The sequence below is a fragment of the Actinoplanes sp. NPDC000266 genome, assembly GCF_042899005.1.
Classification (GTDB): Bacteria; Actinomycetota; Actinomycetes; order Mycobacteriales; family Micromonosporaceae; genus Actinoplanes.
The window spans coordinates 864683-885330 of record NZ_JBIAZI010000001.1 but is presented as its reverse complement, the minus strand read 5'-3'; the positions used below and the strand labels follow the sequence as shown (position 1 = coordinate 885330).

The 20648-nt window shown below is 70.5% G+C and carries 21 protein-coding genes and 1 pseudogene; 11 read left to right on the top strand and 11 right to left on the bottom strand.

What is annotated here, in order from left to right; genetic code table 11:
- Positions 1 to 2 precede the first annotated feature (2 nt).
- On the bottom strand, positions 3 to 1451 hold the full coding sequence (locus ACFY36_RS03595) for a GGDEF domain-containing protein (protein WP_499744310.1): 1449 nt from the start codon (positions 1449 to 1451) through the stop codon (positions 3 to 5).
- A 163-nt stretch (positions 1452 to 1614) separates the two neighbouring features.
- Between ACFY36_RS03595 and ACFY36_RS03590 the strand changes: the two genes are divergently transcribed.
- Positions 1615 to 1821 carry a hypothetical protein gene (locus ACFY36_RS03590; RefSeq protein WP_499744309.1) on the top strand — a complete coding sequence of 69 codons (207 nt, stop codon included), beginning with the start codon at positions 1615 to 1617 and terminating at the stop codon, positions 1819 to 1821.
- 4 nt (positions 1822 to 1825) lie between these two features.
- Here ACFY36_RS03590 and ACFY36_RS03585 read toward each other — a convergent pair whose 3' ends face one another.
- Entirely contained in the window at positions 1826 to 2629 is an 804-nt protein-coding gene (locus ACFY36_RS03585; protein ID WP_499744850.1) for a LysR family transcriptional regulator, read from the bottom strand.
- A 91-nt stretch (positions 2630 to 2720) separates the two neighbouring features.
- Between ACFY36_RS03585 and ACFY36_RS03580 the strand changes: the two genes are divergently transcribed.
- Entirely contained in the window at positions 2721 to 3422 is a 702-nt protein-coding gene (locus ACFY36_RS03580) for an SDR family oxidoreductase (protein WP_499744308.1), read from the top strand.
- Here the strand turns inward: ACFY36_RS03580 and ACFY36_RS03575 are convergent.
- Entirely contained in the window at positions 3419 to 4795 is a 1377-nt protein-coding gene (locus ACFY36_RS03575) for an alkaline phosphatase PhoX (RefSeq protein ID WP_499744307.1), read from the bottom strand. The two genes, ACFY36_RS03580 and ACFY36_RS03575, sit on opposite strands and share 4 nt — an antisense overlap.
- 106 nt (positions 4796 to 4901) lie before the next feature.
- Between ACFY36_RS03575 and ACFY36_RS03570 the strand changes: the two genes are divergently transcribed.
- Positions 4902 to 5993: an FAD-dependent oxidoreductase gene (locus ACFY36_RS03570; RefSeq protein ID WP_499744306.1), complete on the top strand. Its 1092-nt coding sequence runs from the start codon at positions 4902 to 4904 to the stop codon at positions 5991 to 5993.
- On the opposite strand, the gene ACFY36_RS03565 is transcribed toward ACFY36_RS03570, so the two are convergent.
- Positions 5948 to 6361: an AraC family transcriptional regulator N-terminal domain-containing protein gene (locus ACFY36_RS03565; protein ID WP_499744305.1), complete on the bottom strand. Its 414-nt coding sequence runs from the start codon at positions 6359 to 6361 to the stop codon at positions 5948 to 5950. The two genes, ACFY36_RS03570 and ACFY36_RS03565, sit on opposite strands and share 46 nt — an antisense overlap.
- Positions 6362 to 6741: 380 nt before the next feature.
- Here ACFY36_RS03565 and ACFY36_RS03560 point away from each other — a divergent pair.
- Positions 6742 to 7085 (top strand): annotated as a pseudogene (locus tag ACFY36_RS03560) (alpha/beta hydrolase fold domain-containing protein).
- A 106-nt stretch (positions 7086 to 7191) separates the two neighbouring features.
- Here ACFY36_RS03560 and ACFY36_RS03555 read toward each other — a convergent pair.
- Positions 7192 to 8856 carry a DEAD/DEAH box helicase gene (locus ACFY36_RS03555; protein ID WP_499744304.1) on the bottom strand — a complete coding sequence of 555 codons (1665 nt, stop codon included), beginning with the start codon at positions 8854 to 8856 and terminating at the stop codon, positions 7192 to 7194.
- 78 nt (positions 8857 to 8934) lie between these two features.
- On the opposite strand from ACFY36_RS03555, the gene ACFY36_RS03550 reads away from it, so the two are divergent.
- The 4 genes from ACFY36_RS03550 to ACFY36_RS03535 all read left to right on the top strand — a co-directional run bounded on the left by ACFY36_RS03550 (position 8935) and on the right by ACFY36_RS03535 (position 12952).
- Entirely contained in the window at positions 8935 to 10302 is a 1368-nt protein-coding gene (locus ACFY36_RS03550; protein ID WP_499744303.1) for an APC family permease, read from the top strand.
- The gene (locus ACFY36_RS03545; RefSeq protein ID WP_499744302.1) at positions 10299 to 11288 is read left to right on the top strand and encodes an acetamidase/formamidase family protein; all 990 of its coding nucleotides are present in this window, start codon (positions 10299 to 10301) and stop codon (positions 11286 to 11288) included. Before ACFY36_RS03550 ends, ACFY36_RS03545 begins: the two co-directional genes overlap by 4 nt.
- A complete protein-coding gene (locus ACFY36_RS03540; protein ID WP_499744301.1) occupies positions 11285 to 12025 on the top strand; it encodes an SDR family NAD(P)-dependent oxidoreductase in 741 nt (246 codons plus the stop codon). The genes ACFY36_RS03545 and ACFY36_RS03540 overlap by 4 nt, the downstream gene beginning before the upstream one ends.
- A 210-nt stretch (positions 12026 to 12235) precedes the next feature.
- Positions 12236 to 12952 carry a serine/threonine protein phosphatase gene (locus ACFY36_RS03535; RefSeq protein ID WP_499744300.1) on the top strand — a complete coding sequence of 239 codons (717 nt, stop codon included), beginning with the start codon at positions 12236 to 12238 and terminating at the stop codon, positions 12950 to 12952.
- Positions 12953 to 13001: 49 nt separating this feature from the next.
- Here ACFY36_RS03535 and ACFY36_RS03530 read toward each other — a convergent pair whose 3' ends face one another.
- On the bottom strand, positions 13002 to 14141 hold the full coding sequence (locus tag ACFY36_RS03530; RefSeq protein ID WP_499744299.1) for a hypothetical protein: 1140 nt from the start codon (positions 14139 to 14141) through the stop codon (positions 13002 to 13004).
- A gap of 68 nt (positions 14142 to 14209) precedes the next feature.
- Here ACFY36_RS03530 and ACFY36_RS03525 point away from each other — a divergent pair, with 68 nt between their 5' ends.
- Entirely contained in the window at positions 14210 to 15112 is a 903-nt protein-coding gene (locus ACFY36_RS03525; protein WP_499744298.1) for an S-4TM family putative pore-forming effector, read from the top strand.
- A 190-nt stretch (positions 15113 to 15302) separates the two neighbouring features.
- The gene (locus ACFY36_RS03520) at positions 15303 to 16028 is read left to right on the top strand and encodes an Ltp family lipoprotein (protein WP_499744297.1); all 726 of its coding nucleotides are present in this window, start codon (positions 15303 to 15305) and stop codon (positions 16026 to 16028) included.
- On the opposite strand, the gene ACFY36_RS03515 is transcribed toward ACFY36_RS03520, so the two are convergent.
- Both ACFY36_RS03515 and ACFY36_RS03510 read right to left on the bottom strand, forming a co-directional pair.
- Positions 16025 to 16660 carry a hypothetical protein gene (locus tag ACFY36_RS03515; RefSeq protein ID WP_499744296.1) on the bottom strand — a complete coding sequence of 212 codons (636 nt, stop codon included), beginning with the start codon at positions 16658 to 16660 and terminating at the stop codon, positions 16025 to 16027. The genes ACFY36_RS03520 and ACFY36_RS03515 overlap by 4 nt on opposite strands.
- Positions 16661 to 16671: 11 nt before the next feature.
- Positions 16672 to 17487, bottom strand: coding sequence for a DMT family transporter (locus ACFY36_RS03510; RefSeq protein ID WP_499744295.1), 816 nt, complete (start codon positions 17485 to 17487; stop codon positions 16672 to 16674).
- 146 nt (positions 17488 to 17633) lie between these two features.
- On the opposite strand from ACFY36_RS03510, the gene ACFY36_RS03505 reads away from it, so the two are divergent.
- Complete coding sequence (locus ACFY36_RS03505) at positions 17634 to 18572, top strand: quinone oxidoreductase family protein (RefSeq protein WP_499744294.1); 939 nt, start codon at positions 17634 to 17636, stop codon at positions 18570 to 18572.
- Here ACFY36_RS03505 and ACFY36_RS03500 read toward each other — a convergent pair.
- The 3 genes from ACFY36_RS03500 to ACFY36_RS03490 are packed head-to-tail and all read right to left on the bottom strand — an operon-like array spanning position 18569 to position 20647.
- A complete protein-coding gene (locus tag ACFY36_RS03500) occupies positions 18569 to 19150 on the bottom strand; it encodes a dihydrofolate reductase family protein (RefSeq protein WP_499744293.1) in 582 nt (193 codons plus the stop codon). The genes ACFY36_RS03505 and ACFY36_RS03500 overlap by 4 nt on opposite strands.
- 17 nt (positions 19151 to 19167) lie before the next feature.
- The gene (locus tag ACFY36_RS03495; RefSeq protein ID WP_499744292.1) at positions 19168 to 19620 is read right to left on the bottom strand and encodes a MarR family winged helix-turn-helix transcriptional regulator; all 453 of its coding nucleotides are present in this window, start codon (positions 19618 to 19620) and stop codon (positions 19168 to 19170) included.
- Positions 19613 to 20647: an alpha/beta hydrolase gene (locus tag ACFY36_RS03490; protein ID WP_499744291.1), complete on the bottom strand. Its 1035-nt coding sequence runs from the start codon at positions 20645 to 20647 to the stop codon at positions 19613 to 19615. Before ACFY36_RS03490 ends, ACFY36_RS03495 begins: the two co-directional genes overlap by 8 nt.
- Position 20648: the final 1 nt, after the last annotated feature.

The window sequence follows — 20648 nt, the reverse complement described above, 5'->3', positions numbered from 1 at the left end:
TCTCAGTCTAGGAATTTGAGGGCGAGTTCGTGGGCCGCCTCGTGAACCCGGTCGCGTCCGGCGTCCTTGGCCGCGTAGAGGGCGGCGTCGGCCCGGGCGACCAGGCCGTCGGCGGTCTCGGCGCCGTCCCAGACGGCGACGCCGGCCGAGAAGCTCTGCCCGCGCGGGGTGGCCAGGCGCATGCGGTCGACGATGTCGCGGGCCTGGGCCGACGAGGCCGCGGGCAGCATCACGACGAACTCCTCGCCGCCGAAGCGGGCCATGTGGTCGGCCGTGCGCAGCTGCTCCTGCCAGGCCGCGGCGGCCTCCTTCAGCAGGCGGTCGCCGGCCAGGTGGCCGTACGCGTCGTTGAACCTCTTGAAATGGTCGATGTCGATGATGGCCACGGCCAGCGGGTCGCCGGTGCGGCGGACCCGCTCGATCGTGCGGGGAAGCTCGATGTTCCAGGCCCGGCGGTTCGGCAGGCCGGTCAGCTCGTCGGTGACGGCCAGCTCGCGGACCTTCTCGGTCTGCACGTCGAGCTGGGTGATGAGCTGCGACATCCGGGTCACGACGAGCAGGAACAGCAGGACGCAGCCGAGCGCGATGGACAGGGCGTCGGTGACCTCGTGCCGCGCCGCCTGCACCATCAGCAGGGCGGGCGCGATGAGCGAGACGACGGTCAGCACGAGCAGCAGGCCGCGGCTGGGGCGGGCCGAGCGCGGCGCCACGGCACGGGTCAGCGAGCGGACGCTGGGATGCAGGGCGGCGGCCGCGAAGAGCAGGTAGCCGGAGAGGAACACGTCGGCCATGATCTTGGTGGCCAGCGGGCCGGCCTCCCAGACCATCTGGTTGATCACGGCCCACGCGCCGTCACCGGCCAGGAAGCAGAGCAGGGCCGCGCCCAGCAGCCGGAACGAGGTGTTGCGGGCCCCGCCGCTCAGCAGCAGCCGGGCGGTCATGGCCAGCAGGGCGATGTCGCCCACGGGATAGGCCACGCTGACGATGTGCCCGAACAGCCCGATCGACGGGTCGGAGGCCGCCGGTTTGATCAGGAAGACCCAGGACAGCAGCCCGGCGCCGGTGGTCAGGATGGCCGTGTCGACCAGGCTGGACAGGTCGCGGTGGGCGGTGCGCCGCCGGATGAGCAGCAGCAGCCCGACGGCGGCGGTGGGATAGAGCGACAGATAGGCGGAGTCGGCCCACGAGGGGAAGGGCGGATATTCCGCGGAGCGGGTCAGCAGATATTCGACCAGGATGCCGCCGGCGTTGCCGGCCACTCCGGCCGCGAGCAGCCACCACATGACCGGCAGCCCCGGCCGGTGGCGACGGACCCCGACGATGATCATGGCGGCCGCGAACCAGCCGCAGGCCACCTGCCACAGCACCTGCGCCAGGCCGCCGTCGGGCACCACGAGGAAGCCACCCAGCGCGACGGCGACGACCGCGGCCCACCCGCGACGAGAACTCACGTCGCCTGCATCGGCATCCGGGGCCCGGACATGACAGGTTCCACGCGCGAGTGTGATGAATGAACCGGGTTCGCGGTTAGCCGATCAGCCGGACCGGGCACGCAGCGGCAGAACAGCCGCGGCGCCTCCCCGCGCCGCGGTCGGCTCGAGAGCTAGGAGCGCCATGAGCATCGAGAAGACCGCCGACAGCACCCTGACCGACCCGGAGGTTGTCACCGCCGAGACGCCCCGCCGGCGGTTGGCGTCCAAGGCGCCCGCGGCCGGCGCGCTGGCCGCGGTGGGTGGGGTGATCGCGCTCCTGCTCGTGCGCCGCCGGGCCGCCCGCGCGAAGTCGCGCAACCGCTGGGTTCCGGCGCGCTTCCAGCGCTGACGGGTCAGAGCGCGAGGGCCGCGTACTCGTCGAGAAGCGGATCACGGCGCTCGGCCAGCCAGGCCAGCACGACCTGGTTGTCCGGGATGTCGGCGACGCGGGACGAGGTGACGTCCGGCCGGGTGTAGTAGGTGGCGGCCGACAGCGGCAGCACCACCACTCCCCGGCCGGCCGCCACGTTCTCCAGCTTCTCCTCGACCACCTGGGCGGGCACCGGCTCGGCCGGGACCGTCGCCACCTCGCGCCACTCGGGAACCGCGTCCGGGCTCTGGAGCAGCCGTTCGGCGGCCAGGTCGGCGATGGCCACCGACTCCTGGCCGGCCAGGCGGTGACCCGCGGGCAGCACCACGACGCGGGGCTCGCTGGTCAGTGGGCGCACGGTCAGGCCGCGCCGGTCGGCCGGCAACCGCAGGTAGCTCACGTCGGCCCGGCCGTCGCGCAGCACCTCGACCTGGTCGCTCCAGGTCGTGCGCAGCACCTCCACGGTCAGGCCGGGGTGGCGGTCGCGCAGCCGCCGCACCGGGTCGGTGACGATCAGGCCGGGCATGAAGGCGACCACGAACCGGTCCGGCGACGCCACCCGGCGGCGCAGGGCCTCGGCCGCGTCCAGCAGCGGCCCGGCGCCGGCCAGCAGGCGGTGGCCGGCCCCGGTCAGCTCGGTCGTGCGCCGGTCGCGCCGGAACAGTTCCACCCTCAGCTCGGCCTCGAGCGCCCGGATCTGCCGGGACAGCACCGGCTGGGCGATGTGCAGCTCGGCGGCGGCCCGCCCGAAGTGCAGATGCCGGGCGACGGCCACGAAGTAGCGCAGTTTCCGCAGGTCGACGTCGATGCCCTGAGGGTATTACAGACGCCGGAACAGGTCTTGGACGCGGGCCGCCGGCCGGGCGCAGCGTAGAGGCATGAACATTGCGAAACAGCGGGTGGTCATCGTCGGCGGCACGTCCGGCATCGGGTACGCCACCGCCGGGGCCGCCGTCGAGCAGGGCGCCGAGGTCGTCGTCGTCTCCCGTAGCGAGCGGCGCGTCCGCGACGCCGCCGAGCGGCTCGGCGCCACCGGGCTGACCGCCGACCTCAGCGACCCGCCGGCCGGTCTCTTCGACGAGATCGGCCCCTTCGACCACCTCGTCTACACCGCCGGGGAGCAGCTCTCGCTCACCCCCATCGCGTCCATGGAGGTCGCGCGGGCCCGGGAATTCTTCGGCCTGCGGTATTTCGGCGCGCTCGCCGCCGTCCGGGCCGCCCTCCCCCACCTGCGGGAGGGCGGCTCCATCACGCTGACCACCGGCACCGCCGCCGACCGTCCCTTGCCGGGATGGGCGGTCGCGTCGAGCATCTGCGGCGCCGTCGAGGGGCTGACCCGGGCCCTCGCCGTCGAGTTGGCCCCGCTGCGGGTCAACGCGGTCAAACCCGGCGTCACCCGATCGCCGATGTGGGGTTCCGGTGAGGGCGCCGACCGGTTGTACGCCGACACGGCCGCCGCCGTGCCACTGCGCCGGGTCGGTGAGGTGGCCGACGTGGCCGACGCGTATCTCTATCTGATCGGCCAGTCGTTCACCACCGGCACCATCCTCACCGTCGACGGCGGCGCCCTGCTCGCCTAGAAAGGCCCGGTGATCACGCAGGTCACCCCCGGGTACTGGACGTTGATGAACAGGTGGCGGCCGTCGGCCGTGAACGAGGCGCCGGCCAGCTCGCTGGCCCCGGCCGGCCCGGGCTCCGGGAAGTCCTCCGGGTTCCAGTGATGCAGGTCGAGCGGCTCGATCACCTGGGCCAGGTTGACCACGCCGCCGGACGGGGTGAGCACCCGCAGCCAGTTGTCGCCGCCGTCCTCGTCCTCGCCGTCGCCGTCCTCGGCCAGCAGCAGCGTGCCGTCGGGGGCGACGCCGACCGTGTCGGGCTGGTTGAGCGTCTTGGGGTTGGGCGATTCGAAGAGCAGCCGCAGGGTGCCCCGGTCGTGCCCGCTCGGCTCGTACCGCCAGACCTGCCCGTTCTCGCCGTCGCCGGCCTCGCTGGCCACGAAGGTGACGCCGCCGCGGGTCCAGGCCGAGCCCTCGAGGCCGAGGAACCGGCAGCCGCCCTTGGCCCGGCCCTGCGAGTAGACCGAGCCCGGGTTGTCCTCGGCGTCGGACGGGTCGGGCTCGTCGATGTCGACCCAGTGGGTGTCGAGCACCTGGCCGACCCGCTGGCCGGTCGCCGTGTCGTACTCGCGGTCGCCGGTGACCGCGAGCATCTGCAGGTGCCCGCCGGCCGCGAGGTGCCCGGGCCGGCGCGGCACGAAGCGGTAGAAGCCGTCGCCGGGGTCGCCGTTGTCCTCGGTCATGTAGACGATCCCGGTGCGCGGGTCGACCGGCGCGGTCTCGTGCTCGAAGCGGCCCATCGCCTTCAACGGCGCCGCCTCGACCGGCCCGCGCGCGGCGGCCGGCACCTCGAAGACGTACCCGTGCGGCTTCTCGAAGCCGGCGCCGACGCCGTCCGTGGTCTCCTCGCACGAGAGCCAGGAGCCCCACGGTGTCGGCGCGCCGCTGCAGTTGGCGAGCGTGCCGTTGAGCACGAGGAAGCTCTCCAGCAGCCGCCCCGACCCGATGTCGTAGAGCGACGACGTGCACCCGGCCGGCGCCGCACGGTCGTACGCCGTCCTGGGCCCGATGGCCTTTGCCGTGGCACCGGGGATGTCGAGGTCGATCTCGTGGTTGCGGATCACCCGGGCCCGTCCCCGGCCACCGTCGAAGACCGCCTGCCCATCGTGGCAGCCCGGTGTGGCGAGGCCGTCGCTCATCCGGCTGCCGACCCGCCCGAAGGTGCGGTAGGAGAACCCGGCCGGCAGCGCCAGCTCCTTGCCCGCCGGTTTCAGCGGACCCCATCCGTCGACCGGCCGGCGGACCGGGGCCGCCGAGGCCATCGTCTCCGGCACGACCAGGCCGCCGACCAGGCCGAGCCCGGTCGCGGCCAGCACTTCACGCCTCTTCATCGTCATGACGACACGGTGGACCTCATGGGTGAACCCACGGAAGCCCTTTCCTGTCAGCGCCGTGTGCGGCCCGTGTCAGAGCCCTGCAAGCGGCGCGCGCCAGCCTTCACCCATGAACACACCAGTCACCATCGTCGGCGCCGGACTCGGCGGCCTGACCCTCGCCCGTGTCCTTCAGGTCAACGGCATCGAGGCCGTCGTGTACGAGTCGGAACGCTCCCCGGACGCCCGGGCGCAGGGCGGCATGCTCGACATCCACGACTACAACGGCCAGCCCGCGCTGGAGGCGGCCGGCCTGATGAAGGAGTTCCGGGCCGCGGTCCTGCCCGGCCGCGAGGCGTACCGGGGTCTCGCCACCGACGGCACCCCGCTGTTCGACAAGGCCGACGACGGCACCGGCGGCCGGCCCGAGGTGCAGCGCGGCGACCTGCGGCGGATCCTGCTCGACGCGCTGCCGGCCGGCACCGTGCGCTGGGGACACAAGCTCGACGGCGTGCGGACCCGGGGCGGCGGCCGCCACGAGCTGAGCTTCGCCGGGCGCGGCAGCGTCACCACGAGCCTGCTGGTCGGCGCGGACGGGGCCTGGTCGCGGGTCCGGCTCCTGCTCACCGGCGCGGTTCCGGTCTACGCCGGAACGTCTTTCATCGAGACTTTCCTGTACGACCTGGAGCACCGTCACCCGGGCGTCGCCCAGGTGGCCGGCCCGGGCACGACGATCGCCTCCGACTTCGCGGGCCGGCAGATCAACGCGCACCGCGAGGCCGGCGGCACCCTGCACGTCTACACCGAGCTGACCGAGCCGCTGGAGTTCTTCGACCGCCTCGACCTCACCGATCCGGCCGCGGTGGCCCGCGAGTTCGCCGGCTGGGCGCCCGAGCTGCTGGCCTTCATCACCGAGAGCGACACCGCGCCGGTCCACCGTCCGCACTACGCGCTCCCGCCCGAGGCCCTCCGCTGGGACCGCACACCGGGCGTGACCCTGATCGGCGACGCCGCCCACCTGGCGGCCCCGGACGGCGAGGGCGCCAACCTGGCCATGCAGGACGCGGCCGAGCTGGGCACGGCCCTCGCCGCCCACGGCGGCGACGTGGAGGCCGCGCTCACCTCGTACGAGAAAGCGCTCTTCCCGCGCAGCGCGGACCACGCCGAGGCCGCCGCCTACAAGCCGACCCGCGAGGACATGATCGAGTTTTTCGCCCTCTGATCGACGGCCGGGCGAGCGGCGTCCCGGCTGGGCGGCACGCCGAACTGCCGGCGGTACTCCCGGCTGAACTGCGACAGGCTGCGGTGGAAGGCCGACGCGCTCATGCCGGCCAGCCGGGCCAGCTCCTCCACCTGGAAGGCCCGCGCGTAGTGCTCGCGGACCCACTGGACCACGCGGGCGATGTGGGTGAGGCCGCTGTCGGCCAGACCGAGTTGGCGTACGGCCGCGCCCTGCTCCCCCGTGACCAGCCGCCACAGAATCTCCTTCTTGACGAGCGGGGCCAGCATGGCGACGTCGCGGGGCCGCAGGATGAGCCCGAAGCCGAGCGCGGGCTGATGCGGGCTGGCCCGGGTGAACTGCCCGATCACCGGCAGATCGCGAAGTTCGTCCAGCGCCGTTTCCGAGCCACGATGACCGCGCGGCCGGGCCGGGGAGACGAGGTGGTCGCGCTGCTGCTGGGCGCGCCGCCTCGAACCGTTGCTGACCGGCGAGCCCCAGTACAGCGACGAGATCCCCGTCGGCGGGAAGGCGGCCTTCTGATGCGTCCCGCCATCGACCCCACACTGCGCGAACTGCTGGCCGCGATGCCTCAGATGCCACCACTCAACGCCGAAGCCTTGACCCGGATCCGCCCTTTCGCCGCCAGACCCGCTCCTGCTGACCGGAACGAGATCACCATTCCGGGGCCGGACGGCGACCCGCTACCGCTGGCGATTCCGCGGCCGGTCGCCGCGGCGCCCGCGGCGCCGTGCGTCTACTGGATCCACGGCGGCGGGATGATCATGGAAACCGCTACTCGCAGATCGACATCCCGCTGGAGTGGCTGGAGGCGTTCGGCGCCGTCGTGGTGTCGGTCGACGATCGGCTGGCGCCGGAGGCCCGGGGCAGCGCGCCGGTCGACGACTGTTGTCAGGGCCTGGCCTGGGTCTTCGAACACGCCGCGGAACTGGGCATGACCCCCGGCGTGTCGTCGTGGCGGGCGCGAGCGCCGGTGGTGGGCTCGCGGCCGGGGTCACGCTGATGGCCCGCGACCGCGGTGGCCGACGACCTCGCCGGGCTGCCGCCCGCCTATCTCGACGCGGGTTCGGCTGAGGTGTTCCGGGATGAGGTCGTTCGACGCCCTCTTCCCGGAGGTTCCCCTGTCCATGGCCGCCCGTCAGGCCCGTACGGCATGGGTGGGAAGGCTCTTGAAAAGGACCTAGCGGTTGTAGCGCTCCCGTCGGACCGTGGGGCGCTTGCCCCGGATCGTGGCTCGGGACAGGGCCTTGATGACCCGGTCGGCGGCGGACTCCGGGATCTCGACCAGGGAGAAGCGGTCGGTGATCTGGATGGCGCCGATGTCGCGGGCGGGCAGGCCCGCCTCGCCGGCGATGGCGCCGACCAGGTCCTGCGGGCGCAGGCCGGAGCGGCGGCCGATGCCGACGAACAGGCGGGTCACGTCGTCGTCGGTCGGTCGGTGGCGGCGGTCGGGGCGGGGGCCCCGGTTGTCCGGCTGTTCGCGGCGCGGTGGCAGCGGGGACGGGATCTCCTGCTCGTCGATGTCGCCGCCGGCCGCCTCGTGGAGCAGCTTCACCGCGGCCAGGGCCACCTGTTCGAGGTCGTGCTCGTCGGTCAGGGAGTCGATCACCACGCGGAAGCGGTCGAGGTCGTCGGCGTCCATCGCCTCCTGCAACGAGGCCCTGGTCAGCTCGAGGCGCCGGGCCCGCAGGTCGGTCACCGTGGGGAGCTTCTCGAGCGGGATGCGGCGGCCGGTCAGGCGCTCGATCGCCTTGAGCATGCGCTGCTCGCGAGGCTCGGCCAGGCTGATCGCCACGCCCTCGCGACCGGCGCGGCCCACGCGGCCGATGCGGTGGACGTACGCCTCGGGGGCGGCCGGCACATTGAAGTTGATCACGTGGGTGAGTTGTTCGACGTCGAGGCCGCGGGCGGCCACGTCGGTGGCGACCAGCAGCTCGGTGCTGCCGCCGCGCAGCCGGCCCATGACCCGGTCGCGCTGGTCCTGGCTCATGCCGCCGTGCAGGGCCTCGGCCCGGTAGCCGCGGCCGTTCAGCGTCTCGGTGACCTGGTCGACCTCTTCGCGGGTGCGGCAGAAGACGATGGCCGCGGTCGGCGCCTCGACGTCGAGGATGCGGCCCAGGGCGGCCGCCTTGTAGGCGCGGGCCACGATGTACGCGCTCTGGCGCACCAGCGGCAGCTCGCCGGGGGTGGGCTCCTCACGGCCCATCGTGACCCGGACCGGCTCGCGCAGGTGGCGGCGGGCGATCGCGTCGATGCGGGGCGGCATGGTCGCCGAGAACAGCACGGTCTGCCGTTCGGCCGGCGTCTCGGCCAGGATGGCCTCGATGTCCTCGGCGAAGCCCATGTCGAGCATCTCGTCGGCCTCGTCGAGGACCACGGTCCGTACGTCACCCAGATGAAGCGTGCCGCGGTTGATGTGGTCGAGGACACGGCCGGGCGTGCCCACGACCACGTCGACGCCGCGCGACAGGGCCTGGAGCTGCCGGCCGATGGGCTGGCCGCCGTAGACCGGCAGCACCCGCACGCCCAGCTCACGGCCGTACCGGTGCACGGCCTGGGAGACCTGCTCGGCCAGCTCACGGGTCGGCACGAGAGCCAGCGCGTGCGGCCCCTCGCTCTCGCCGCGGGTCAGCGACTGCAGCAGCGGCAGCGCGAAGGCGGCGGTCTTGCCGGTACCGGTGGCGGCCTGGCCGACCAGGTCCTCACCGGCGATCAGGGGCGGGATGGCCCCGCGCTGAATGGGGGTGGGTTCCTCGTAGCCGAGGCTGACCAGCGCGCGCAGTAGCTCCGGCCGAAGCCCCAGCCCCGCGAAGCCTGCCTCGGGCTCGAACAGGTCTTCGTCCATGCCAGCCAGGATACGAGCCCCGGATTTCCCGCTGCGCGGCGGCGCGTTTCATCGGCGCTTTTCGATTAATCTTCGGGCATGGCTCAGGACGACCTCGGGCAGTTCGGATATCGCCAGGAGCTCAGCCGTTCGCTGAGCTTCACCGACCTGCTCATCTACGGGCTCATCTTCATGGTGCCGATCGCCCCGTTCGGGATCTTCGGCAGCGTCTACAGCGGCTCGGGCGGGATGGTCGCGCTGGCGTACGTCATCGGCATGGTGGCGATGATGTTCACCGCGCTGTCGTACGCCCAGATGGTCAAGGCCTTTCCGATGGCCGGCTCGGTCTACAGCTATGCGGGGCGCGGCATCGCCCCGCCGGTCGGGTTCCTCGCCGGTTGGGTGATCCTGCTCGATTACGTACTCGTGCCCGGCCTGCTTTATCTCGTGGCCAGCGTGGCCATGCACTCGCTCGTGCCCGGGGTGCCCGTGTGGCTCTGGCTGGTGGCGTTCGTGCTGCTCAACACGGTGGTCAACTATCTCGGCATCAAGATGACGGCCCGGGTCAACCGGATCATGCTGGTGGCCGAGCTGATCATTCTGGCCATCTTCCTGGCCGTCGGCGTGGCCCACCTGGACCGGTTCTCGTTCAGCCCGCTGTTCAACGCCGACACGTTCTCCTGGTCGGTGGTCTTCGGCGCGGTGTCGATCGCCGTGCTGTCGTTCCTGGGCTTCGACGGCATCTCGATGCTGGCCGAGGAGAGCCGCGAGGAGGCACGCCAGATCGGCCGGGCCATGGTCGGCGCGCTGCTGGTGGCGGGCACCCTGTTCGTCGTGCAGACCTGGGTGGCCGCGCTGCTCGTGCCGGACGCGCCGGGCCTGCTGGCCGACGGCGACCCCGAGGGCACGGCCTTCTACGACGCGGCGCGAGCGGCCGGCGGCGCCTGGCTGGCCAATCTGACCGCGCTGGCCACGGCCATCGCCTGGGGTTTCGCCAATTCTCTGGTGGCACAGGCGGCGACAAGCCGATTGCTGTACGCCATGGCACGCGACCGCCAGATGCCGCGTTTCCTGGCCCGGATCAACGAGCGGCACAAGGTGCCGGCCAACGCCACCCTGCTGGTCGCGGTCGTCTCGCTGACCCTGGGCCTGTACATGGCGAGCCGCGACGACGGCATCTCGCTGCTGTCGACGCTGGTGAACTTCGGCGCGATGACCGCTTTCCTGGCGCTGCACGTGGCCGTGGTGGTCCACTACGTCGTGCGCCAGGGCAGTCGGGACTGGTGGCGGCATCTGATCGTGCCCGTGGTGGGCTTCCTGATCCTGCTCTACGTGGTGATCAACGCCGACATCGCGGCCCAGATGCTCGGCTTCGCCTGGCTGGGCATCGGCGTGATCGTGCTCATCGTGTTCTATCTGTCCGGCCGGCGCCCGACGCTCGCCGGCCTCTCCGAGGGGAATCCGTGACCGTTCGTTTCCATCCCACGCCCGACCAGCTGTCCTACACCTTCGGTGGCCGCGAGCCTCTTTTGACCGTGGCGCCCGGCACCGCGGTCGAGCTCTACACCGAGGACTGCTTCGGCGGCCGCGTCCAGAGCGTCGACGACCTGCCGTCGGTGGTGTGCGAGTTCCCCTATCTGAACCCGGTCACCGGCCCCATCTTCGTCGAGGGAGCGGAACCCGGTGACACCCTCGCGGTGCACTTCGTGTCGATCACGCCGGCCCGCGACTGGGCCGTCTCGTCGACGTTCCCGCACTTCGGGGCGCTGACCGGCACCCACACGACGGCCACGCTGCACCCGCCGCTGGACGAGGTGGTGTGGCGCTACGACGTGGACGCCGAGGCGGGCACGGTCACCTATCACGCGCGCCGCGGCGACTACAGCGTGTCGCTGCCGCTGGATCCGATGCACGGCACGGCCGGCGTGGCCCCCGCGGCCTTCGAGAGCCGGATGACCATCGTGCCCGACGTGCACGGCGGCAACATGGACACGCCCGAGCTGAGGGCCGGGGTCACCGCCTACTTCGGGGTCAACGTGCCCGGCGCCCTCTTCGCGCTCGGCGACGGTCACTGCCGTCAGGGCGACGGCGAGGTCTGCGGTACGGGCGTCGAGGCGGCCATGAACACGACGGTGATCCTCGATCTCGTCAAGGGCGTCGCCACCCCGACGCCGCGCTTCGAGACCGACGACGCGCTGATGTCGGCCGGCTCGGCGAGACCGCTGGAGGACGCGTACCGGATGAGCCAGCACGACCTGGTCACCTGGACGGCCGAGATGACCGGCCTGGACGTGCTCGACGCCTACCAGCTGATCAGCCAGGCCGGGCAGGCCCCGGTCGGCAACGTTTGCGACCCGAACTACACGATGCTGGCCAAGGTCGACAAGCGCTACCTGAACCACCCCACCGCGTACGACGGGATCCACGCCCGCCTGCGTAGTCTTCGATCATGAGACGCATCCTGGTCACCGGCGCCTCGCGCGGCATCGGCCGAGCCATCGCGATCGCCTTCGCCGCGCGGGGCGACCGGGTCGCGGTCCACTACGGCTCCGCCCGCGACGAGGCGGCAAAGACGTTGGAGAGGCTTGCCGGTACGGGTCATGCCCTCGTCGGCGGCAACCTGGCCGATCCGGGCGAATCGCGTGAGGTGGTCGCCGCCGCCGTGCGCGAGCTCGGCGCCCTGGACGTGCTGGTGAACAACGCCGCCGTGGCCCCCGGCCCCGGCAACCGCCATGCGATAGCGACGACGTCGTACGAGGACTGGCAGCACCAGTGGCGCCACACGATCGACGTGGATCTGCTGGGCGCGGCCAACGTGACGTACACCTTCGCCCATCACCTCATCGACCGGAAGGCCCCCGGCAGCATCGTCAACGTGGGTTCCCGGGGCGCCTACCGGGGCGAGCCGGACTATCCGGCGTACGGCGCGGCCAAGGCGGCCCTGCAGGCCTTCGGCCAGTCCATGGCGATCGCCTTGGCGCCGCACGACATCGCGGTGACCTCGGTGGCCCCCGGCTTCATCGCCACCGAGCGCCAGCAGGTGGGCGACGCCGTACGGCAGCAAAGTCCTTTCGGCCGTGCCGGCACTCCCGAGGAGGTCGCGGCGGCGGTGCTGCACCTGAGCTCACCCGAGGCCCTGTGGTCCTCCGGCGCCGTCCTGGACCTCAACGGCGCCTCGTACCTGCGGTGATCGATCTTGCCTCTCTCGACGACCACGAGCTGACGGAGCTGCTCCGGTCCGCGCCCGCCGCCTCGGTGGGCGTGGGCGGCGGCTCATCGGTGCTCGACGTGGACGGGGTGCCGGTGTTCGCCAAGCGCATCCCGATCACCGACCGGGAGCTGGCCCACCCGCACAGCACGGCGAACCTGTTCGATCTGCCGCACTACTGCCCAGTACGGCATGTACCGCCTTGCCGGCCCCGGCTTCAACGCCTGGCGCGAGCTGGCCAGCTCCCCCTTGCTCCGCGACTGGCGTGTGCTGCCCGGCCGTCCACCGGTCGCACCCGAGCACCGGGACATCGACGCGGTGGTCAGGCAGTTCGGCGACGACCCGGCCGTACGCGCCCGCTTCGAGGAACTGGCCGCGGCGACCCACAGCCTGGTGCTGTTCTTCGAATACCTGCCCCATCCGGTGTCGGCGCTGATGACCGACCCCGTCGCCCAGGCCGAGACGGTCGAACGGCAGCTGTTCGAGATCGTGGCATCCTTGCGAGCCCGCGACCTGCTCCACATGGACGCCCACTTCGGCAACATGAGAACCGACGGCACCCGCATCCACCTGGTCGACTTCGGCCTGGCCACATCACCCCGCTTCGACCTGTCGGACGAGGAGCGCGAATTCGTCACCCGAAACACCAACCACGACGCCGACTACATGTCCATGCGCCTGACAAATTGGCTGGTCACCACGGTGTGCGGCATCCCGGTGCCACTTTCGGCCCCACCCACCGCCCGAGACGGTTACGTGCGCCGCTGCGCAACCGGCGACATCCCGCCCACGGTGCCCCCACCCGTCGCGGAGATCCTGGCCCGCCACGCCCCGGCCGCCGCCCGAATGAACGCCTTCTGCCACCGCTTGTTCGACGGCGACATCCACGCCGAGTATCCGGGCGTGTAGTCCTTCGCCCGCACTGGAGATCGTCATACCAGCACCGAATCGCTCACGCTCATAGGCCACCGGCATTCGTGGAGGAGCGATAAGCCTCGGCCGCCGTCGCCCCTAACCAGAGATACGATCGCCGCCCGCTCTCGCCAGCATTGTCGTATGACGTGTAAGTGATCGACTGGGCAATCAATGACAATAGGTATTGTCGATGAAAAATCCCGTGCAGCCGATTTTCAATCTGCCCGATCGCCTCACTGCGAACTGAGATCAATAAGCGCTCCAGAGCGGTACCGTGATCGGCTGACAATGGAGCCTCTGACGTAAGCGCGTCGGCAAGGGATGGGTCTTGCGACGGTAAGGCGCCGCCCCGCACAGCGGGAAATATCAGGGACAAAAGCAGCGCTGCGATATCGCGGGACAACGGCGCCATCGGGTCGAAAGCCGACAGATCGATGAGCCTGATGTCATCGAAGTCGAACGCACCACCAGGTGACACGGGGACGATGACGTTATCGACGTGCAGGTCGCCGTGAGAACGACCGGCCAAGAACTCAACCTTCGTCGACAGTTCCTCGTCTAACTGGAAGCGATGAGCCATGCTATCCAGCCCGTCATGCACATCAGGTATGAATCCGGCGCCTCGCGCCCAAGTGTAAGCGGATCGATCACGGTTCAAGACGCCCCGCAACTCCCCTGTCAGAAATTGCCGCACGGTCGATGACCGTGGCTGGCGGGTGGCCGCTGAGTTCCATTCGTCGAGGACCATACGGATCGTGGCACGGCACCCGTTCGAAAGCGCGGCGGACGGTAGCTGCCCTAGCGTCACGGCGCTGGTGAGGGATTCCGACGAATTGAGGAACATCAGAACCCTTCCGTCGTCCATGACGGCCGGCGGGTAGAGCTGGCGGAAAAGGTGACGATCGGCGAAGTCGGGAGAATCCCGCCACGCCAGCTGGTGATTCGCCGGCTCCCGCGCCGGGCTGCCGGCGGAGCAAGCCTTAAGCAGCACGTCGGTCGGCTTCTGTCCAGGGGTCGAACGAGCGATACGAAGCCTTGCGAGCAGGGCACCACTTCCACCTCGCCGACGCCAAGGCGCCGCCGGCACCTCCGCGAGCAAATTCTGATCACGCGCCCATGTTCGAACTGCTCGGGTCACTTGCGGGTCGTCAAGATAGCGATCAAGGTCGCCGGTCCGGCTCATCAATATCAACTCTAGCGGCTGGTCGCACGGTATGGGATGTCACCGCTTACGTACCCTAGAATGCCGCCATGTCTTCGGTCGCGCCGCCCACCAAGAAGATTTCGGTCAGCCGCGAAGGTCAAACCGCCCTACGTGCGATGTCGATCTCGCATCGACGGGTACGCATGCTAGCGGGGGCGCGACTGCTCATTTCAGCGATCATTGCCGTGACGGGCGCCGTTTTGACGATAAGGTCAATGCCGGCCGCATGGGTCGCTCTGGTCGGCGCATTATGGGCGGCCGTCAACTCCATTGGTTTGACATGGTGGGCTGACGCTGAGCTGCAACGGGCGGCCAAGCTGCAAGAGAAGTTCGAGGTGGAGGTATTCGGCCTGCCCTGGAACGATGTGGCCGCCGGGCCGGAGGTGAGATCGGCCGACCGGAGCGCGCTCAGCGAAAAGTTCAAAAATGGACGCGTGGACGACGACTGGGACGAGATGCCGGACCTTCTTCCGCCCTTCGACGTCCTGGCCCGCCAATTGGAGAACCTCGGATGGGGAGCCCGCGTCAGACGTCGGTACGCAACTTTCGTTGCCGTGATAATTGCCGCGTGGACCGTTGCGGGCGCCGTTGTCGGCGTAGCAGGCGGCTTCACGGTAGCCGAAATCTTCACCGGCTGGTATGTACCTTCGCTCGGCGGCCTCTTGTTCGGCATCGAGTCAATCCGGCAACAATTGGCGGTCGCCAAGGAGCGGGAACGCGTCGGTGACTATGCGGAAAAGCGGATATTAGAGGCCGCCCGTCAGCGCACCGACCCTTCCTTCACTGCATCACTGCCGACGCTTTCCCGGCAGTTGCAGGACGTCTTGTTCAGAACGCGGAGCAGGGCGCCTCGGGTTCCGAAATTCCCTTTCTACAAGCTTACCTACAAACGCGACAAATTGAACTGCAACGAGTGCACGCGCAGCGTGGCGGATGCGCTGGCCACTTGAGCTCCCCAGGGACGTGGTGGTCCGCTCGCACAGACGGGGTCATCCCAACGGCTTGCCGGGCCGCTTGAACGTCTGCGGTGAACGGGTCGTGAAGACACCGTCCATGTACGACTGACGGATCTCGCCGTCACCGATGACATTTAGCCTGATGGCGGCCTGTTCAAAAGGCGCACGCCGAGGAGAAATGTTCATGAGCATTCCTGAGTACGTTCCCGCCGATCCCGCTCCGCGGAAGAAAATGAGCCGGAGCAAAAAGGCCGGTCTCGTCGGCGGTGGCGTCCTCGCCGGTCTGGTCGTCATCGGCGTCGCCGGCGGTGGAGGAGGCGACGAGACGGCCGCCTCGGCACCGGTCGCGGTTGTCACCACCACAGCCACCGGTCAGCCGGACCAGAACGCGCTTGCCAAGCTCCAGGGCTGCATCGACATGACCACCGGCGCTCAGGCCTATGACCAGGCGCTCTGGGACACCACCTTGTGCGGCGAGTACAAGGGCAGCCTCGGCTCCACGGTCCAGCCCACCACCGAGCCGGTCGTGGCCACGACTGAGCCCGCCCCGGCAACCACCCAGCCCGCCCCGGCAACCACCGAGCCCGTTGCCGAGCCCTCTGTCGAGCCCACCAAAGAGTTGACCGTCTCGCAGGAGAATGCCGTCGAGAAGGCGGCCGACTATCTGTCGTACACCGCCTTCTCCCGCTCCGGCTTGATCAAGCAGCTCAAGTTCGAAGGATTCTCGGCCAAGGACGCCACCTTCGGCGTGGACGCGCAAAAAGCCAACTGGAACGAACAGGCCGCCAAGACAGCGGAGGACTATCTGTCCTATTCCTCGTTCTCCCGGTCCGGGCTGATCAAGCAGCTCAAATTCGAGGGCTTCACCGCCAAGCAGGCCGCCTACGGCGTCAAGAAAGCCGGACTTTAGCCGGCCCGCCATTCGCCGATGAGGGCTACGGCGTGGCCGTTGTCCCCGGCGCACCACCAGACGGCGGCCTCGTCGTGGGCTCGGGCGTGGACGCCCAGCCGATGGGCCGGGCAGACCGGCCACGCCGACCAGAGCGAGTGCATCACCGCGTCCTGCGCGTCCTCGGCTACTGCTACCAGCGCCGACACCGGGTCAACGCCTGAACGAGGAAAGACGCCCTGCGCTGTGCCGGTGTGGCCGTCCCAGCTCTGGGCGTAGGCGTTGCCGGTGAGGCCGGGCTCGTCGGGGCGTACGCGCAGGCGGCAGGTGTGGGCCAGGCCGGTCGCCACCACGTCCCGGTTCACCGCCCGCATGGCGTCCTCCAGGCGCGCCAGCAACTCCGGCTCCTCGGCGAAACCCGGCTCGAAGTCGATGGCCGCGAGCACGGCGATGGCGAGTTCGGCCATGCGGGGCCGGGCCGTTTCGGGGCCGTCGAGACTCCGCGAAGCCAGCTCCACGGCGGCCGGGTCCGCTGGGTTCGACTCCAGGACCGCGGCGGCCAGGTCGAACGCGTCCGTGCGGTTCACCTCGCCGGACCGGGCCGCGACGTACACCGTACGGCAGAGCCGGTCGAAGGCTGCGAGATCGTCCATGGCTCCATGATTCAGCTGTGGGCGAGCGCGGCCGGTTCGGGGAGGGGCTGAAGCGCCGTGTCCTGCGCGCGGGCCAGCAACCAGACGCCGGCCGTCACGGCGGCGGCGCACGCCAGCACCACGATGACGCCCGCGGTGCCGCCGCGGAAGGTCTGGTCGAGCAGGAGGACGCCGATCAGGGCGGCCGCCGCCGGGTTGGCCACGGTGCCGGTGGCCAGCGGAGCGGCCAGGCCGGCCCGGTAGGAGCGCTGGGTGAACCAGATGGCGGCGGCGTTGAGCAGGGCGATCGCGGCCACCCCGAGCGGCAGGCCGTTCAGGTTCGCCAGCGTCGTCTGGGTGATCGCCGAGGCGACGCCGAAGGCCATGCCGCCGACGGCGGCGGAAGCCAGGGCGGGCAGGTGGGTACGGGTCGCGGCCCAGGCCATGATCGCGGCGGCGGCCAGGGTGACGGCTACCGCCTCGCGGAGGGTCAGGGCCTGGCTCGAGGAGCCGGTGAAGGTCATGGCGACGGTGAGCGCGACCGTGGTCAGCGCCGTGCCGGCCAGTTCGGTGCGGGTGATCCGGCGGCGGCCGATGAGCGCGGCCGCGACCAGGGTGAGCACGCCGAGGGACTGCACCAGGGTCAGCGGGCCGTACCGCAGGGCCACCACGTGCAGGACGGCGCCCGCTCCGTTGCCGGCCATCGCCAGCCACCAGCGGCGGGTGCGGAGCAGGGTTCGTACGGGCTTGTCGCCCACCTGGTGCTGCGCCATCGCGCCGAAGGCGTACGCCACCGCCGACAGCAGGCACAGCACCACCGCGAAGGCCACGGACCAGGTCGGGATCATGAGAAGAAGTCTGGTCGGCGCACGGCCCGGTGTCGTCGGCCCATGGTGGTAACCCGTGTACCGCGTTCGCGGTACAGGCACACCTTGCGAAGGTTCGTGTCACGAACTACTTTAGTTTGTGACACGTACTAAATGAGGGAGTCAGCATGAAGATCCAGGCCGCCGTCGTCAGTTCGTTCGACCGACCGCCGCGCTACGAGCCGTATGAGCTGCCCTCGCCCCGCGGCGAGGACCAGGCCGTGGTCGATGTGCTGGCCGTGGGATTGCACCCGCGGGTGCGGTCCGGCGCGTCGGGCGGCCACTACACGAGCACCGGAAAGCTGCCGCTGGTCCCCGGCGTCGACGGTGTGGGGCGGCTCGCCGACGGGCGGCTGATGTATTTCGTGGCCGACGACGACCTGACCGGCCCGATGGCCACCCGGACCGTGGTCGACCGGCGCCGCACGGTCGAGCTGCCGCCCGGCGCCGACGTCGTGAGGATCGCGGCGGCGATGAACCCGGCCATGTCGTCCTGGGTGGCGCTGCGCCGCCGCGTCCCGATCCGGCCCGGCCAGTCGGTGCTGATCCTCGGTGCCACCGGCAACGCCGGCCGGATGGCGATCCAGGTCGCCCGCCGCCTCGGCGCGGGCCACGTCGTCGCCGCCGGCCGCGACGAGAGCCGCCTGCCCGGTCTCGGCGCCGACGTGGCGGTCCCGCTGGACGAGGAGGCGCTGGCCGGAGCGGCGAGCGAGGTCGACCTGGTCGTCGACTACCTGTGGGGCAAGCCGGCCGCCGCGACCATGATGGCCGTGCTGAAGGCACGCTCCGACCGGAGCCGCGAGCTCAACTGGATCCAGATCGGCTCGGTCGCCGGCCCGACCATCGAGCTGCCGTCGGTGGCGCTGCGCTCGGCCAACTTCCGCCTGCAGGGCAACGGCCAGGGTGCCGTCTCCACCCGCGGCTACCTGGCCGAGCTGCCGTCCCTGATCGACGAGATCACCACCGGCGGCCTGACCGTCGACGCCCACACCGCCCCACTGGCCGACGTGGAAGCGGTCTGGACACAGCCGGAACAGCCCGGAGTCCGTACGGTGCTGGTGCCTTAAGGCCGGGCCGTGGGGCGGTAGACCAGCTCCATGGTCCGGCCGTCGAGGGTTCGGCTCTCGAGGAGTTCGAGGTCGAAGTCGCCCGCTCCCCCGAGGATCGGGCTGGTGCCAGTCCGGCCCGAGATGACCGGGAAGACGGTCACCTGGAGGCGGTCGACCAGGCCGGCGGCCATCAGCGCCCAGTTCAGCGACAGGCTGGCCTGCGAGCGCAGCGGCACGTCCGATTCCTTCTTGAGCCGGGTCACGATGTCCACCGCGTCGCCGCTCGCGATGGTCGCGTCGGGCCAGCCGAGCGTGCCGGTCAGCGTCGACGAGATCACCGTCGCCGGTGAGCGCATCGTCCGGAGGTTCCACTCGTCGAGCGCGTTCGGGTCGATGCCGGACGACATGATCTGCGCCATCTCCCGGAACGTGGTCGCCCCGTAGACCATCCGCTGCTCCGTGTCGAAGATCGCCGCCCGGTGCGCGAGCAGCTCCGGGCCCTGCTTGCTCCAGTAGCCGCCCCAATCGGCCCCCTCGGCGTACGAGCCGTAGCCGTCGAGCGTGGAGAACACGTCCCAGGTGTAACTGGCGGTCATGGCAGTTCCCTTCTCGCTTAGTGGTCACCTGCACCACGAACGGCGGCGGGGCTTTCCGACAGGCCGGACACGACGCGATTGGCCAAGGCGGTCAGCAGGCGCCGCTCCTCGGCGGACAACCCGGCGGTCAGGTCGTCGACGCGGCCGGCGAACTCGTCCGCGACGCGGGTGGCCAGAGCACGCGCGGCGCCGGTCATGGCGACGTGCTGGGAGCGGCGGTCGGTGGGGCTCGGGGTCCGGGTGATCAGGCCCCGGCGCTGGGCACGGTCGACCAAACCGCTGACCGAGGACTTGTCGAGGCCGAGGTGGCGGCCCAGAGCGCTCATCGACGGCTCGCGGTCGCGCAGGACGCCCAGCAGGCGGACCTGCACAACCGACATGTCGTAGCGGCCGGCCACCTCGGTGAGGGCGGCCGTCACGGCGAACGAAAGCTGGGCCAGGGCGTCGACCAGCTCGTCCGTCTCAGTCATCCGCTGATGATAGGCGGTGGGCCAGCCAGGACACGGCTTGCGGATAGCGGTAGTCGATGCCGCCGTGACCGGCGGGGAACAGCTCGAAGTGGATCCGGTCGTCCGGGACGCCGATGCGCTCCAGGCCGGCCCGGAACGCCTCGGCGCCCAGGTCCAGGAACCACTCGTCGCGGGTTCCGGCGTCGATCCAGATCGCCTTCTGCGAGCGCAGGGCGTCGGCGTACCGGTCGATCATGCGGATCGGGTCCCAGGCCAGCCACTTCTCCCACAGCGCCGGGATCAGCTGGCCGGTGCGCGGATCGAACGGCAGCTGCGGGGTGCCGTCCTCGGCCGGCGAGAACGCGGCCGCGCAGCCGAGGATCAGCGTCAGCAGGGTGTCGTGTTCGGCGGTGAAGGCCGTGCGGCCACGGAAGTCCGCCCACCACCGCTGGATGTCGTGGTCGTAGTCGCGCAGCGCGCGGGTCGCCTTGGCGAACTCGTTCAGATAGCAGTACTCGTACAGCGCGTCGCCCGCGTGGGTGGCCAGCGCGCCGAACAGGTCGGGCCGCAGCATCGGGGTGATCATCGCGCCGAAGCCGCCGGACGACTTGCCGCTGATCGCGCGGGACCCGGGCGCCGGGATGGTCCGATAGCGGGCGTCGACCCAGGGCACGACTTCGTCGCAGAGATAGGAGTGGTACGCCCCGGTGCCCACCGAATCGACGAACTGCGAGCCGCCGTACGCCGTCCAGGCGTCCACGTAGACCAGGATGCACCCGGGGGCCTCGCCCCGGGCGAACACCTGGTCGGCGGTCTCGATGAACGGCTGCCGGAACGGCGTACGGTTGGCCCACATCGCGACGTGCCCGCTGTAGCCCTGGATCACATAGATGACCGGATGGCGCGACGACCCCGACTCATAGCCGGGCGGCGTATAGACCCACAGCGGCCGCTCATGCGGATCACCCAGCGGGTTTCCCCGCAGCAGCGCCGAGTCGATCGTCTCCCGATGCAACCGGCCGGACAGCTCGTGATTCCAAGGCAGCATT

Coding starts and splice junctions, on each gene's coding strand:
- ACFY36_RS03590 (WP_499744309.1), top strand. CDS start 1,615: ATGAGCATCGAGAAGACCGCCGACAGCACCCTGACCGACCCGGAGGTT.
- ACFY36_RS03580 (WP_499744308.1), top strand. CDS start 2,721: ATGAACATTGCGAAACAGCGGGTGGTCATCGTCGGCGGCACGTCCGGC.
- ACFY36_RS03575 (WP_499744307.1), bottom strand. CDS start 4,795: ATGACGATGAAGAGGCGTGAAGTGCTGGCCGCGACCGGGCTCGGCCTG.
- ACFY36_RS03570 (WP_499744306.1), top strand. CDS start 4,902: ATGAACACACCAGTCACCATCGTCGGCGCCGGACTCGGCGGCCTGACC.
- ACFY36_RS03555 (WP_499744304.1), bottom strand. CDS start 8,856: ATGGACGAAGACCTGTTCGAGCCCGAGGCAGGCTTCGCGGGGCTGGGG.
- ACFY36_RS03550 (WP_499744303.1), top strand. CDS start 8,935: ATGGCTCAGGACGACCTCGGGCAGTTCGGATATCGCCAGGAGCTCAGC.
- ACFY36_RS03540 (WP_499744301.1), top strand. CDS start 11,285: ATGAGACGCATCCTGGTCACCGGCGCCTCGCGCGGCATCGGCCGAGCC.
- ACFY36_RS03535 (WP_499744300.1), top strand. CDS start 12,236: ATGTACCGCCTTGCCGGCCCCGGCTTCAACGCCTGGCGCGAGCTGGCC.
- ACFY36_RS03530 (WP_499744299.1), bottom strand. CDS start 14,141: ATGAGCCGGACCGGCGACCTTGATCGCTATCTTGACGACCCGCAAGTG.
- ACFY36_RS03525 (WP_499744298.1), top strand. CDS start 14,210: ATGTCTTCGGTCGCGCCGCCCACCAAGAAGATTTCGGTCAGCCGCGAA.
- ACFY36_RS03520 (WP_499744297.1), top strand. CDS start 15,303: ATGAGCATTCCTGAGTACGTTCCCGCCGATCCCGCTCCGCGGAAGAAA.
- ACFY36_RS03515 (WP_499744296.1), bottom strand. CDS start 16,660: ATGGACGATCTCGCAGCCTTCGACCGGCTCTGCCGTACGGTGTACGTC.
- ACFY36_RS03510 (WP_499744295.1), bottom strand. CDS start 17,487: ATGATCCCGACCTGGTCCGTGGCCTTCGCGGTGGTGCTGTGCCTGCTG.
- ACFY36_RS03505 (WP_499744294.1), top strand. CDS start 17,634: ATGAAGATCCAGGCCGCCGTCGTCAGTTCGTTCGACCGACCGCCGCGC.
- ACFY36_RS03500 (WP_499744293.1), bottom strand. CDS start 19,150: ATGACCGCCAGTTACACCTGGGACGTGTTCTCCACGCTCGACGGCTAC.
- ACFY36_RS03495 (WP_499744292.1), bottom strand. CDS start 19,620: ATGACTGAGACGGACGAGCTGGTCGACGCCCTGGCCCAGCTTTCGTTC.
- ACFY36_RS03490 (WP_499744291.1), bottom strand. CDS start 20,647: ATGCTGCCTTGGAATCACGAGCTGTCCGGCCGGTTGCATCGGGAGACG.